Consider the following 13,980-nt stretch of genomic DNA (forward strand, 5'->3'; position numbering starts at 1 on the left):
CCTCGGGGGGGTAAGCGTTGCAGTTCGAACCGCAACGGACGGGAAGTACCAAGCGGCGCCCCGACATCGCCCCCACCGAAGGGAGGGGGAACGCCCCATCCGGCTCGCGAACGAGCGCGTTGACGCGATGCGTCCTGGGCAGGAGGGCCCTTCTTCCAACGCATCGCACCACAAGGGCTGTAAAACTATATTTCCACGAAATAAGGTAAGAACCAGGAGTCCGTGCTCTATATTGACCCTGAAATCGGCCGCCGGGGGATGTGCCAATGCCGAGCCTTCGAACCGCAATGAGAAGTCGTCGTGCGTCATCGTCTTTTCTGACGGACGTCGCGGAGCATGCGGCACCGTGCGGCGAACATCTCTCGCATCTGCTGCCGACGAAGCTGTCTCCGCCGCAGACGACCTCCGTGCTGGTGGCACGTGGCGCGCCGCTGCGGAAGATGGATCGCGGCGTCGGCGGAAAGCTGGTGCTGGTGACCGCGCCGCTCGGCTGGGGCAAGACGACGCTGCTGACGCAGTGGTACCGCGAAGCGCGCGCGCAACGGCTGTGCGCGTGGCTGTCGCTCGACGAGCTGGACAACGCGCCCGAGCGCTTCTTCTCGTATCTGGTGGGGGCGATTCGCCGGGCCGCTCCAGGCTTCGACGCGTACATCGCGAGCCCGCTCGACGCGCAGGTGGGGCTTCCGCTCGACCACGCCACGTCCGTCGTGCTGCGCAGCCTGTGGAGCCTGGGACGTGAGCTGGTGGTGGTGCTCGACGACTTCCACGTGCTGCGCGAGCCGGCGCTGGTGCGGGCCTTTTCGTACCTGATCGAGCACTCGCCGCCGCACGTCCACTGGGTCGTCGCGTCGCGCAGCCTGCCCGAGCTGGGCCTGGCGAAGCTGAAGCTCACCGAGCAGTTGGTGGCGCTCGACAGCCGCGACCTGAGCCTGGATGGCGAGGCCATCCGCGAGCTGGGACAGCGTCTGTGTGACACCGAGCTCGTGCCCGATGACGTCGAGTATCTGCGCTCCTGCACCGAGGGATGGGTCGCCGGCGTGAAGCTGGCGCTGCTGTCGGTGGGTGAGCACTCGAACGTGGGTGACGCGCTGCGCGAGGCCATCGGCTCCAACCGGGACGTGGCGCGCTACCTCGCGGACGCGGTGCTGCGCGAGCAGAGCGAGGAGGTGCACGAGTTCCTGGTGCTGAGCTCGGTGGTGGACCAGCTCAACGGGGAGCTGTGCAACTCGCTGCTGGGCATCACCCATGGCCCGGCGTTGCTGGCGAACCTCGAGCGGGCGCAGCTCTTCATCCAGCCGCTCGACCCGCAGCGTCAGTGGTACCGCTACCACGCCCTGTTCCTCGACTTCCTGAGGAGCCAGCTCGCGTGTGACTTCGGCGACCGCATCCCCTGGCTGCATCGGGCGGCGAGCGCGTGGTTCGCCGAGCACCAGCGGCCGGACGAGGCGCTGAAGCACGCGTTCGCCTCCGGAGACCGGGGCTGGTGCCTCGAACTCACGGCGCGCTGCGCGGAGGCGTGGATGCGCGAGGGGGAGATCGCCTCCGTGCTCCACTGGACGGAGAAGCTGACGGCGGAGGAGGTCATCCGCTCGCCCGCGCTCTGCGTGGCGCACATCGCGTGCCTCATCCTGTCCCGGCGCTACGCACAGGCCTCCTCGGCGCTGCGGGACGCCAGGCACCGCCTCGCGGCCGCGCACTCCACGTCCGAACCGGGGCACGAGCGGCTGTCGAAGCAGCTCGAGCGCCTCACGCTGTTGCACTCCATCCTGTCCGGCGCGGCCCCGGGCTCCGGCATCGAGCTGGACGCGTGGCCGGGCCATGAGGACCCGGACGTCTTCATGGCGGGCGTGCTGCTGGCGGCGAAGGCCTACCAGGCGCTCCGGACGAACAGGTTCGATGCGATGCGCCGGCTCGCGCTGAGCGCGCGCGAGACACTGCAGGGACTCAACAGCCCCTTCATCAACGGCTACACGGACGTCCTCATCGCGCTGGCGGACCGGGCGCAGGGGAACATGAAGGACGCGGCGGAGCGGTGCGAAGTGGCCTTCGCGCAGGCGAACCGCGGCCGGCGCAACCCGGTATGGGTGAACGCGGCGACGGCACTGGCCAACGCCCGCTACGAGCAGAACCGGCTCGACGAGGCCGAGGCGCTCTGCACCGAGGTGCTGCCCCTGTTGCCGCAGGCGCCCGCGTTCGAGACCTGCGCGATGGCCTACCTCGTGCTGGTCCGAATCAAGTCCATCCGCGGCAAGCACACGGAGGCCTGGCAGCTCCTGGACTACCTCCACAGCGTCCTCGAGTGCGGTCACCAGACGCGCTTTCTCGCCCATGTGTGCGGCGAGAAGATCCGGCTCAGCCTGATGGAGCAGGCGCCGGAGCGCATGCGGGTGGTGGCGCAGGAGTTCGGCCTGGGCGAGCGCATGCGGCGCGGAGAGTGGAGCGAGCGGCGCTTCTACGACGAGACCTGGGAGCGGCTCGGGCTCGCGCAGGCGTGGGTGCTGATGGCGCGCGGGCGGTACGGCAAGGCGCACGCGCTGCTGGAGACGCTGCGAGCCAGCGCCCATGACGTGGGCTACGTGTCCCGGGAGAGCGCGCTGCTCGCGGCGATCGCGGTGTGTCACTGGCGAGCCGGAGATCCCACGGCGGCGTTCGCCGCGCTCAATCGCGGCTTCGCGCTGGTGCAGCGCTTCGGCTTCACCCGCGGCGTGCTCGACGAGACGCCGGGGCTGCAGGAGGTCATCGTCGCGGCCGCCACCCAGCGGAAGCTGAGCCACGTCCTGCCCTCCCGGTACACGGAGCGGTTCCAGGACGTGCTCTCGGCGGGGATGAGTGGGCCGCGGGAGTTCGCGGACCCGCCCAGCGCGCCGCTCGAGCCGCTCACCGAGCGCGAGCTCCAGATGCTCAAGCTGCTCGCCCAGGGGCTGAGCAACCAGGAGATCAGCGAGCGCTCCAACGTGGCGCTCTCCACCACGAAGTGGCACCTGCGCAACGTGTTCGCCAAGCTCGAGGTGACCACCCGCACCGCGGCCATCGTGAAGGCCCAGGAGCGGCTCCAGCGGAACCTGTGAGGCGCCAGCGGCTTCCTCCTTCACGCCACGCGCGGCTCGGACTGCGCCTCGAGGGCGGTCGACCCGCGAGGGACATTCCGCTTCCTGTCCGGGCAGCATCCGTTCTGGAGACAGGCCAGCAGATCGACCAGGCTGCTCCCCTGGAGCTCGCCACCGATGCACTGGATCGTCTCCAGTGACAGCTTGCTCCTCTTGGCCAGTTCCTGGAGCACCTTGAGGGACTGCTCGCCCCTGGTATCCGGGAGGCGGGCCTTCTCCGGGTTCGAGTCGGACGAGCCCGCGCGGCGGCTCTGCCGGCAGAGAGACCGCATGTCGATGGCCCCGCGAATGCCCACCTCGCGCGCATGGAGGATCTCCTCGCGCAGGTAGGAGATGAGGAGGGCCTGATCCATCCAGTCGATGATGCGCGACAGGGGATAGAGGGTGCGCAGCGCCAACCATTCGGGCTCCCCCCGGGCCAGGTGCTGGATATCGAAGATGCCCAGCTCCTCGAGCCGCTCGGCGACCTGCTCCGTGATGCCATCGACATAGGTGATGGGCAGGGGCTCGGTGCCGGGCGCATCCGGAAGGAGGGTCTGCCGGAGCCGCTGATTGAGTGCCTTCATCCCCACCGAGGGGAACAGCCCGAGGGAGAAATACAGGAAGGCGGCCGACATACTCTGGGTTGGATGGAAGAAGCCGATGGAGCCCAGCACGTAGCCCAGCACCATGAGGATGAGCGCCCGGAGGGCGGCGGACATGACGAACTCGGCGGAGAGGGCCGCCGTCCGGATGCGGAAGATGGCGAGCCCCAGGGTGTAGACGTAGATGCCGCAGCCGGCCAACTCCAGCCCCAGCAGTCCGTTCGGGCTCATGAGATCGAGCCCCTGGGTGACCAGCATCAGGGCCAGGCTGAAGAAGGGCACGGCGAGCAGCAACACCCCGAGGATGAATTGCCGGAGGTAGCCCTGCTGCTCGATCACCTCATCGCTCAGCTCCCGGCTGAAGACGGGAGGCAGGGCGCCATCGGTCCGCCTTTCCGCATACGTGCACAGGAAGGACTGGTAGTTCCTCACCTCCTCGCGCCGCACACCGAACATGCGCTGGGCGCTCAGCAACCGGTAGCCCAGCAGCAGGAAGCTCGGCATCAGCGAGCCCACGAGCGCCAGGACCAGGTGGGGCCCTGTCACTTTCATCGCCTGCAACAACAGCCCCAGCCCCGCCACGATGATCGAACTCAACAGCAGCAGCAGCAACACGCTCCAGCGCTCGCCCCTCGTGCGCGGTGAGCCTGTTGGCGGGTTCTTCCCGGCCACGACAGCCGGTTTCGGACTTCCTGATTCACGGTGATGACGCAATCTCCACCCCCTCTGTCAGGGATTGACGTCATGCCGTTTGTGACGCTCGTTCGAACCCCCTCCGGGAGCGCGCGTTCCCGACAGCCCAGGCTGGCGGCTCACCGGCCGATTCCATCCTTGATTCCATGGGACACCGGGCACTCCGCGAGCGGATCTCCGCCCGGCAGCACCGCCGTGGGCGCCTCACTGCTCGCCGGGGAGGAGAGGTGCTCCACCCGGGTCTCCTGCTCCGTGTTTCGCACCGGAACCAGGCCCGCCTTGCGCGCGAGGGCTTCCTGCACCAGGCGGCCCAGTTCCCGCTGTCCGTGGGGAAGGGGCGCGGACGCTCCCGTCAGGGCACACAGTTGCTCACGCAGCCTCTGGCCCCGGTCCGTGCGGTCCGCCACCTGCCACCGCAGCAGCTCCATGATGGCGGCATCCAGCGCCGGGGGGACCTCCGGGCGGTGCGCCGAGGGCGGCACGAGGAAGGGCGGCGGGGCGCCGCGCACCATGTCCGAGGCATCCTCTCCCTGGAAGACGCGCTGTCCCGTGAGCGCCTCATGCAGCGTGAGTCCGAGCGCGAAGAGATCCGCTCGCCCGTCGAAGGCCTGGCCTCGCGCCTGCTCCGGCGCCAGGTAGCCCAGCTTGCCGCGCACCCGGTCCGCCCGCGTGAGCCGGACGTGAATGGCCGCGCGCGCCACCCCGAAGTCTCCCAGCTTCACCTCGCCGATGCGCGACAGCAGGATGTTGGGCGGATTCACGTCCCGGTGCACGAGGTTGAGCGGCAGGCCCTCGCTCGAGGTGCGCCGGTGCACGTAGTCGAGCGCCTCGCCCAGCTCGGCCCCGAGGTACGCCACCACCGCCAGCGGCAGTGGCCCGTGGCTCTTGAGCAGCTCGCGCAGGGACACACCCTCGATGTACTCCATGGCCATGAAGTAGGTGTCCCGGAACCGGCCCACGTCGAGCACCTGGACGATGTTGGAGTGATTGAGCAGCGAGCCCAGCTCCGCCTCCCGGCGGAACAGCGTCACGAAGTCCTCGTCCTCGGCGTAGGCCGGGAGGATGCGCTTGATGGCCACCGCCTTCTCGAAGCCACCCTCGGGGCTGTAGGTGGCGCGGAACACCTCGGCCATGCCACCCACCCCCAGCCGCTCGTGGAGGAAGTACTTGCCCAGCAGATCCTGCTCTCGCACGGCGTGCAGCGCCTCTTCGGCCCTGTGCGTGAGGTAGCCGGCCACGAGCGCCGCCAGCCATCCGATGACGAAGTAGTAGGCGGCCCGGAGCACCACGAGCGGCGGCGTGAACATCAGCGGAACGGGCTCCACGAGCCGGGGCCAGGCCAGCAGGAAGTAGAGCAGCAGCGTCTGGGCGGCCACGAGGCCGCCGGCGAAGAGGGCCAGGTTGCGCCTGCCCCGCAGGGCCGCGAGCACGATGGTCGCGCTCCAGAGCACGGACATGGGGTTGGCCAGGGCCTGCTCCGCATTGGCGAAGAGGGTGTCGCAGACGAAGAGGAACGCCCCGGTGGTGGTCTCCAGGCCGATGTTGACCCAGTGGACGGCGGGGTGGAACCAGCCTCGCCGCAGCATCCGGGAGACCCCCCCGTAGTAGACGGCGAAGAAGGCACACAGGCCCGCGACGGACAGGGAGCGGGGCCAGCCGATGAACGCGCCCAGCCCCAGCGTGGAGACGATGAAGATGCAGGACACCCGGCTGATGAACCGGCTCACCGCGGCTTCACGGGCGATGGCGTCCGCCCGGAAGTGCTCGGCGAGCAGTTGTGTGCCGAGCGGCGCCGCGCTGCCCGGAGGGTCGGAGGGAGGCATGGGAAGCCTCATTGTCTTGCAGCCAGCCGTGGCGGCAAGGCAAATCCCGGCGCTCCGCTCGAGCAGGTGCTCGCGCGACCCCTTCCACGGAGGGTGGGAGGAGGTCGCGCGGAACGTCGCTGGAGGCTTCCCGTCGCGGACTAGTGGAAGTCCGGCGTGATGCGCATCGGCGTGAAGAGGGGCCGGACGGTGGAGGCTTTCTTCGCGGCGCCTTCCACCTCATCCGTCAACAGTCGGTAGAGGATGTTGGCGCTCTTGCGGAGATCCTCGACCGGAGCGCCCTCGTTGATGCCGTGGTAGTTGATGGGCGGCCCCATCTTCTCGGAGAACAGCGCGCCGGCGGCGATCAGATTCGTATTGCCCTTGGCATCCGTTCCACCACCGATGGCCCTCCGCGGGCACTGCTCGTCGAGAACCTGCTCGAACGCACGGTTGACGCGCCGGAACGTATTGCCCTCCGGGAGCCGGACATCGGGCGGGAACGAGGTCGCCGTCTGGAACCCGACGGTGTAACCGGCCTCGGCGGGGAATTGCTGCAGCAGCGTCGCGAAGGTGTCCTGGAAGACGCTCTTGGAGGCCTTGCCTCCGACCAGTCCCTCGGTCTTCCCGTCCCACGCCACGCTGTGGTGGCCGAGGGCATAGCGGATGTCGATCGCCACTCGCGCGGCGACGTCGGGGGCGCTCGCGGGGTTGGTGTAGAAGCGGGTCACGGCATAGGTCGTCCCGTTGCCCGCCGTGAAGACCTCATCGTTGCGCAACAGCAGGTCCGGGTGGTGCTCGCCGAAGACCTGGGTGCCCCAGCTCCAGGTGATGAACCGGCTCAGCTCGCTGATCTCATTGCGTGCCAGGTGCGTGCCCACCTGGGCGCTCAAGAAGTTGGCCAGGGAGATCAGCGGGTTGGCGCCCTCCTCCCGGTTCTCGTCCGGTGCCGAGCCGTGCTGCGCGCCGCTCACCCGGGTCTCGAGGACGAGGCGGTTGTTGGTCAGTCCCGACGCGTCCACGCGCAGCTGGGCCCGGCGGTAGGCGGGGTCGTCGAACACGTGGTTCTGGTACAGGGCCTCCACCTGCTGGGCGAATCTCTGGAGGGCCTCCGGCGAGTCCGAGCGGATGACGGCGGTGGCCGAGTCGGGAATCTGGTTCGCGGGCCCCTGGGGGGTGTCGAGCGACTCAATCCACACGCCCGTGGGCGCCGTGGTCCCGCGCTTGATGGTGAAGACGGGGCGCTCCAGTCCCTTCTCGGCGCGGATGCACCACATGGCGTCGAAGATGACCCCCAGGTCCGGGTTCTCCTCCGGCTTGTCTTCCAGGTAGTAGGGCATCGCCATGTCGGTCTCCTCCGAGGTGTCGAAGAGAACCTCCAGGGTGACGCCATCGAGCCTGGCGTCGCCGTCGTATTGCCGGGCCACGGCCTTCAGGACGTTGAAGGCGATGAGGGCGGGGCCCTTGTCGTCGATGGAGCCGCGGCCGACGTAGAACTCCTGCTCCTTGCCGAAGTAGGTCCGTTGCTCCTTCACGAGCTTGAAGGGCTCCCAGCCCGCCAGCGTCCCCGGCGGCACCGTGTCCAGATGGCTGCTCAGCGCGACCCGGTGCGGCCCCGAGCCCACACGCACGCCGAAGAGCCAGTACTCCCGGCCATCGATGCTCTTCTTCCACTCGAAGGGAACCAGCTTGTGGACCTTCTGCTCCTCGTTGAACTGCTCGACCTGGAGCCGCACCTCCTCCTGGATTTTCTGGAGATTGGCCACGACCTGGGCCTCGGACAGGTCCGCCCCGCGGTAGGTCTGGGCCGCGACGAACTTCGAGAGGTCATCGAACAACTGTTCGTCGATGTAGTGCTGGAGCCGTTCGAGCCCATCGCCCGAGGGCTCGAACGGCTCCTCTGTCGGGGTGCACGTGCATGCAAATCCTAACAACACCAGGAAGACGAGTCGAATTCCAAATCCAGACATGCCATTCTTTCCATTCATGTGGAGCACGGGATTCACCTTTGCGGACCGGAGGTAGCCACACGATCCACGCGGACACATAGCAGGAACAGGGGCTTTGTTGCGTGCAAGACGCACAGTGGCCCTCGCACCGGGGCCAGACCCGCACCTGCCGTGGGCCATCCCAGATGCTCCAGCATCGGGGCTCGGCGGCGTTCCGCGTCATCCTCCGGGATGAGCCGAGAGTCACTCACCGGCCCGTTCACCGTGGGACGGGTGGCGCTCGAGGGTAGCTAATTCCTCACATAACCCACATTTCCGGGTGTGGGAGTGTTGTCAGGGTGGATCATTCCCAATACACGACATGGATTTTTCCATTGCTTGAACACCTTTCCCGACGGCTGTGGACCGTGAGGCAACAACCTTATGGTAGGATCAGCTCCCACCGTTCGTGAGGGCAATTCATCGTCGGCTGGTAGACGATGTATTCGCCTGTTCTTCCGGAAGAAATGGCAACCATTGTCCTGTGATGACAGGCAAGTGTTCGCTAACGCCCATGGATGAGGCTTTGAGTTTGGCCCCGGCAGGCGGGCAGGCCCGGTTTCCCGTATTCCCATTCATCTCGATATCGCGAAGTGCTCTCTGATTCCTTGCACCCGTCAAGGAATCAGGGAGGCGGGGGGCGGAGTGGGGTTGAGCCCGAGGCCCGCGAGCCGCTGGAGCTGCTCGCGACGGAGGGGCGGGGGCCTTGTACCGCGCACGCGGCATCGCCACTGACGAGCTGTCCTGAGTGGGCGGCGATTTCTCGAGAGGGGGGAGACCTTTGGAACTGGATCGCGAGCGGCTGCTCGCCACCTTCGCGGAGGAGTCGGGAGAGCTCCTCACCGAAATGGAGGAGATTCTCGTCTCGCTGGAGGAGCACCCGGACCAGGAGCGGCTGCGGTCCATCTTCCGGGCCGCGCACTCGGTGAAGGGGGCGGCGGGTGCGCTGGGCTTCTCCGGAATGACGGACGTGGCGCACGTGCTGGAGGACGTGCTGGAGACGCTGCTGGAGCGGCGTCTGCCGGTGTCCGACGAGCACGTGACGCTGCTGCTGGCGGCGGTGGACCGGCTGCGGGAGCTGTTGCGGGCGGTGCTGGAGGGTCGGGAGCGGCCGGCGGAGGAGGACGCGGGGCTGGTGGCGCGGCTGCGGGACTGCTGCGAGTCCTTGCGTCGGCAGGAGTCTCGTCGGGGGGTGTACGCCCGGCCGGAGGAATCGGCGGTGGAGGTGGGTGGGCGGCGCGGGCGCACGCTGCGCGTGGACGTGGAGAAGTTGGATCGCATCGCCATCCTGACGGGAGAGCTGGCCATCGCTCGCACGCGGCTGGCGCAGGTGCTGAGCACGGGCACGGCCGAGGAGGCCCAGGAGGTGCACTGCGAGGCGGACCGCCTCCACGAGGAGTTGCAGGAAGAGGTGATGCGGGTGCGGATGGTGCCGGTGGGCCCGCTGTTCCGGCAGCACCTGCGCACGGTGCGCGACCTGACGCGCGTGGAGCGCAAGTGGGCGCGGCTGGTGTTGGAGGGCGAGGACGTGGAGGTGGACACGGCGCTGGTGGAGGGCTTGCGCGAGCCCCTGCTGCACCTGGTGCGCAACGCGGTGGACCACGGGCTGGAGACGCCGGAGGAGCGGCGGGCGGCGGGGAAGGAGGCGTGCGGCACGCTGGTGCTGAGGGCCTTCCATGAGCCGGGCTCGCTGGTGGTGGAGCTGTCCGATGATGGCCGGGGTCTGCGCTACGCGCGGCTGCGGGAGAAGGCGCACGAGCTGGGGATGGATCCCGGGCGGATGACGGTGGAGGAGCTGGAGGAGCTCGTCTTCCTGCCGGGACTGTCCACGGCGGAGGCGGTGACGGAGGTCTCCGGGCGCGGGGTGGGCATGGACGTGGTGCGCAGGAGCGTGGAGGCGCTGCGGGGCCTGGTGTCGTTGCACAGTGAGGAGGGGAAGGGCACCACGGTGACGCTGCGGGTGCCGCTGACGCTGGCCTCCATCCAGGGCTTCTCGGTGGGCGTGGGCGAGGAGACGTACGTGTTGCCGCTGGCGGCGGTGCGCGAGTGCCTGGAGTTGCCCGCGGATCGCCACGGGCAGTCCGGTGCCGGCCTGTTGAGTCTGCGAGGCCGTTCGCTGCCCTACCTGCGGCTGCGCGAGGTGCTGGGGGTGGACGGCCCCGTGTCGGCCCGGGAGAGCGTTGTCGTGCTGGGCCACGGTGGGAGCCGGGCGGGCCTGGTGGTGGACGCGCTGTATGGCGAGGGCCCGTGTGTCCTCAAGCCGCTGGGCCGGCTCTTCCGCCACCTGCCCGGCGTGTCCGGCTCCACCATTCTCGGCAGTGGTCGCGTGGGGCTCGTCCTGGACGTGCCCACCCTGTTGCGCACCGCCATCCGCCAGCGGGCCGCCATGGGCTGACGCCCTGATGACCTGGACCCTCCAACCGCTCGAAGGACGACCATGCTTCTCAAGAACTTCACCATTGCCCGCAAGCTGCAGCTCGGATTTGGACTCCTCGTCGTGTTGCTCGCCGCCGTCATCTGGGGGTCCTACATCTTCTTCCAGATGTTGGTGAACAATGATGGGTACTACCGCTCCCATGATGTGCGGCTGGAGCTGCATGTCCTCGGCATCAACATGATGGACATGGAGCACCGGGCGCTGGAGTACGCCTTCACGGGCAACGAAGACATCCTCGAGTCCTTGCCCCAGCGTCAGGCCGTGTTTCTCGAGTCCCATGCCCGGCTGAATGTGCTGACGGCCAGATATCCGCGTGAGCAGGAGTTGCTGCAACAGATCGTGGACCAGTACCAGCAGAAGTTCCTCCCCCACCTCGAGCGAGAGGTGGCGCTGCGCCGGGAGGTGGACGCGGGCCGGGTTCCCCTGGAGCAGCTCGTCGCGTACGTGAAGGAGGACAAGGGAGGACAGAGCATGGAGCGTATGTCCAGCGCATCGGCGCTGCTCCAGCAGGAAGTGGTGGAGCAGCGCCGCCGTCTCACGGAGGAGACCGACGCGCAGACGCTGTCTGTCTCCCGGATGCTGGTGACGGGCGGTGTGGCGGGGCCGGTGCTGGCGGTGCTGCTGGCGTGGCTGTTGTCGCGCAGCATCGTCCGGCCGCTGCACGAGGCGATGGGGCTCACCGGCAAGCTGGCCTCGGGAGACCTCACCGCGGCCATCGAGGTGCGCGGGCGGGACGAGGCGGCGCGGATAATGGAGGGGATGAGGGAGATGGTGCGGCGCTTCGGTGGCGTGCTGGGAGAAGTGCGGGGAGCGGTGGGCTCGCTGTCGGGAGCCTCGGGGCAGGTGGCGGCGGCGGCACAGGCGCTGTCGCAGGGCACCAGCACGCAGGCGGCCTCGGTGGAGGAGACGACGACGAGCCTGGAGCAGCTGAGCGCCTCCATCCGCCAGAACGCGGAGACGAGCAGGCAGTTGGAGGGGATGGCGGTGAAGGGCGCGGCGGACGCGCAGGAGAGCGGACAGGCGGTGAACGAGACGGTGGAGGCGATGGCGGCCATCGCGGAGCGAATCTCCATCGTGGAGGAGATTGCGTACCAGACGAACCTGCTGGCGTTGAACGCGGCGGTGGAGGCGGCGAGGGCGGGGGAGCATGGGCGGGGATTCGCGGTGGTGGCCTCGGAGGTGAGGAAGCTGGCGGAGAGGAGCCAGAAGGCGGCCAAGGAGATAGGGAGTCTGGCGGGCAGCAGCGTGAAGGTGGCGGAGCGCTCGGGAAGGTTGCTCAAGGAGCTGGTGCCGTCGATTCGCAAGACGGCGGACCTGGTGCAGGAGGTGGCGGCGGTGTCCCGGGAGCAGGCCGGGGGAGTGGCGCAGATGAACCGGGCGATGGTGCAGGTGGACCAGGTGACACAGCGCAACGCGTCGGCGGCGGAGGAGTTGTCGTCGACGGCGGAGGAGCTGGCGGCCCAGGCCGAGTCGCTGCAGCAGATGATGACGTTCTTCCGGGTGGTGGAGTCGGGGTGGGCGGTGCAGGGAATGGGGCAGCCGGCGCGCTCGCCGAGGCCCGCACCGGCGCACCTCCCGATGTCCCCGGCCACGCAGGGGCTGAAGGCGGTGGCGCAGACGCTGCCAACCCCGTCATTCCCGGGGGTACCCGAGCGCGCGTCGTTCGGCTCGGACCACGACTTCAAGCGCTTCTAGGGGTCCTCCATGTTCGAAAACGTCAGCATCACTCGGAAGCTGCAGCTCGGTTTCGGCACGTTCGTCTCGTTGCTCGCGGTGGTGGCCTGGGGAACCTTCTTTCTTTTCCAGACCCTGGTGGAGTCGGCCGTGGACAACTACCGCTCCTACGATGGCCTGTTGGAAGTCCGGAGCATGGGCATCGCCCTGATAGATCATGAGGCCCGGCTCCAGGGTTTCGCGCTCACCAGCGACGAGGCCTTCCTCGAGTTCGTGCCTCAACGGCAGTCCGAGTTCCTCGCCAGCCACGCGAAGGTGAAGTCGCTGACGATGGACAACCCCCACCAGCAGGAACGGCTGCGACAACTGCTGGACCATTACCAGCAGAAGTTCCTCCCCTACGCCGAGCGCGAGGTGGCGCTGCGCCGGGAGGTGGACGCGGGCCGTGTCCCCCTGGAGCAGCTCGTGGCATACGTCAAGGAGGCCCAGGGACAGAAGATCCTGGCCTCCATGCGAGAGCTGGCGAACACCATCCGCCACGAGGAGCAGCTCCAGCGCGACCAGCGGAGCGAGATATCCAGCAGGGGGGTGGGCCTGGTGAAGCTCATGTTGGTGGCGGGAGGCGTGGTGGGGCCGGTGCTGGCGGTGCTGCTGGCGTGGTTGTTGTCGCGCAGCATCGTCCGGCCTCTACAGGAGGCGGTGGGGCTCACCGGCAAGCTGGCCTCGGGAGACCTCACCGCGGCCATCGAGGTGCGTGGGCGGGACGAGACGGCGCGGATGATGGAGGGGCTGAGGGAGATGGTGCGGCGCTTCGGCGGCGTGCTGGGAGAAGTGCGGGGAGCGGTGGGCTCGTTGTCGGGAGCCTCGGGGCAGGTGGCGGCGGCGGCACAGGCGCTGTCGCAGGGCACCAGCACGCAGGCGGCCTCGGTGGAGGAGACGACGACGAGCCTGGAGCAGCTGAGCATCTCCATCAGCCAGAACGCGGAGACGAGCAGACAGTTGGAGGCGATGGCGGTGAAGGGCGCGGCGGACGCGCAGGAGAGCGGACAGGCGGTGAACGAGACGGTGGAGGCGATGGCGGCCATCGCGGAGCGAATCTCCATCGTGGAGGAGATTGCGTACCAGACGAACCTGCTGGCGTTGAACGCGGCGGTGGAGGCGGCGAGGGCGGGGGAGCACGGGAGGGGATTCGCGGTGGTGGCCTCGGAGGTGAGGAAGCTGGCGGAGAGGAGCCAGAAGGCGGCCAAGGAGATAGGGAGTCTGGCGGGCAGCAGCGTGAAGGTGGCGGAGCGCTCGGGAAGGTTGCTCAAGGAACTGGTGCCGTCGATTCGCAAGACGGCGGACCTGGTGCAGGAGGTGGCGGCGGTGTCCCGGGAGCAGGCCGGAGGAGTGGCGCAGATGAACCGGGCGATGGTGCAGGTGGACCAGGTGACACAGCGCAACGCGTCGGCGGCGGAGGAGTTGTCGTCGACGGCGGAGGAGCTGGCGGCCCAGGCCGAGTCGCTGCAGCAGATGATGACGTTCTTCCGGGTGGTGGAGTCGGGGCGGGTGGCGCAGCCGGTACACGTGCCGGGTCCCGCCCCGATGCCCTCTCCCGAGCACTGGCCAGCGCGGGGACTGAAGACGGTGGCGCAGGTGCTGCCGATGCGGATGTCACCCACTCCGGATCACGACTTCAAGCGTTTCTAGGATGAA

7 protein-coding genes are annotated in these 13,980 nt (G+C 68.4%); 4 read left to right on the forward strand and 3 right to left on the reverse strand.

What is annotated here, in order from left to right; all coding sequences use genetic code 11:
• Positions 1 to 287: 287 nt before the first annotated feature.
• The gene (locus tag CYFUS_RS22405) at positions 288 to 3,068 is read left to right on the forward strand and encodes a LuxR C-terminal-related transcriptional regulator (protein ID WP_232537714.1); all 2,781 of its coding nucleotides are present in this window, start codon (positions 288 to 290) and stop codon (positions 3,066 to 3,068) included.
• Between the two features lie 20 nt (positions 3,069 to 3,088).
• Here the strand turns inward: CYFUS_RS22405 and CYFUS_RS22410 are convergent, their stop codons facing one another.
• The 3 genes from CYFUS_RS22410 to CYFUS_RS22420 all read right to left on the reverse strand — a co-directional run bounded on the left by CYFUS_RS22410 (position 3,089) and on the right by CYFUS_RS22420 (position 8,156).
• Entirely contained in the window at positions 3,089 to 4,363 is a 1,275-nt protein-coding gene (locus tag CYFUS_RS22410) for a hypothetical protein (RefSeq protein ID WP_157758594.1), read from the reverse strand.
• Between the two features lie 140 nt (positions 4,364 to 4,503).
• Positions 4,504 to 6,207: a serine/threonine-protein kinase gene (locus tag CYFUS_RS22415; protein ID WP_095987079.1), complete on the reverse strand. Its 1,704-nt coding sequence runs from the start codon at positions 6,205 to 6,207 to the stop codon at positions 4,504 to 4,506.
• A 140-nt stretch (positions 6,208 to 6,347) separates the two neighbouring features.
• Positions 6,348 to 8,156, reverse strand: a complete 1,809-nt coding sequence (locus CYFUS_RS22420; protein WP_198316696.1) for a M20/M25/M40 family metallo-hydrolase — start codon at positions 8,154 to 8,156, stop codon at positions 6,348 to 6,350.
• Between the two features lie 799 nt (positions 8,157 to 8,955).
• Between CYFUS_RS22420 and CYFUS_RS22425 the strand changes: the two genes are divergently transcribed.
• From CYFUS_RS22425 to CYFUS_RS22435, 3 genes are read left to right on the forward strand one after another with little or no spacing between them, the layout of a single operon-like run.
• Positions 8,956 to 10,569, forward strand: a complete 1,614-nt coding sequence (locus CYFUS_RS22425) for a chemotaxis protein CheA (protein ID WP_095987080.1) — start codon at positions 8,956 to 8,958, stop codon at positions 10,567 to 10,569.
• Between the two features lie 42 nt (positions 10,570 to 10,611).
• Complete coding sequence (locus tag CYFUS_RS22430; protein ID WP_095987081.1) at positions 10,612 to 12,306, forward strand: methyl-accepting chemotaxis protein; 1,695 nt, start codon at positions 10,612 to 10,614, stop codon at positions 12,304 to 12,306.
• Between the two features lie 9 nt (positions 12,307 to 12,315).
• Entirely contained in the window at positions 12,316 to 13,974 is a 1,659-nt protein-coding gene (locus CYFUS_RS22435; RefSeq protein ID WP_095987082.1) for a methyl-accepting chemotaxis protein, read from the forward strand.
• Positions 13,975 to 13,980 lie beyond the last annotated feature (6 nt).

Origin of the sequence: Cystobacter fuscus, from assembly GCF_002305875.1 — a bacterium.
Taxonomy (GTDB): domain Bacteria; phylum Myxococcota; class Myxococcia; order Myxococcales; family Myxococcaceae; genus Cystobacter; species Cystobacter fuscus_A.

Excerpts from the sequence above, each read along its gene's own strand:
- CYFUS_RS22405 (WP_232537714.1), top strand. The coding sequence starts at position 288 with ATGAGAAGTCGTCGTGCGTCATCGTCTTTTCTGACGGACGTCGCGGAG.
- CYFUS_RS22415 (WP_095987079.1), bottom strand. The coding sequence starts at position 6,207 with ATGCCTCCCTCCGACCCTCCGGGCAGCGCGGCGCCGCTCGGCACACAA.
- CYFUS_RS22420 (WP_198316696.1), bottom strand. The coding sequence starts at position 8,156 with ATGTCTGGATTTGGAATTCGACTCGTCTTCCTGGTGTTGTTAGGATTT.
- CYFUS_RS22430 (WP_095987081.1), top strand. The coding sequence starts at position 10,612 with ATGCTTCTCAAGAACTTCACCATTGCCCGCAAGCTGCAGCTCGGATTT.
- CYFUS_RS22435 (WP_095987082.1), top strand. The coding sequence starts at position 12,316 with ATGTTCGAAAACGTCAGCATCACTCGGAAGCTGCAGCTCGGTTTCGGC.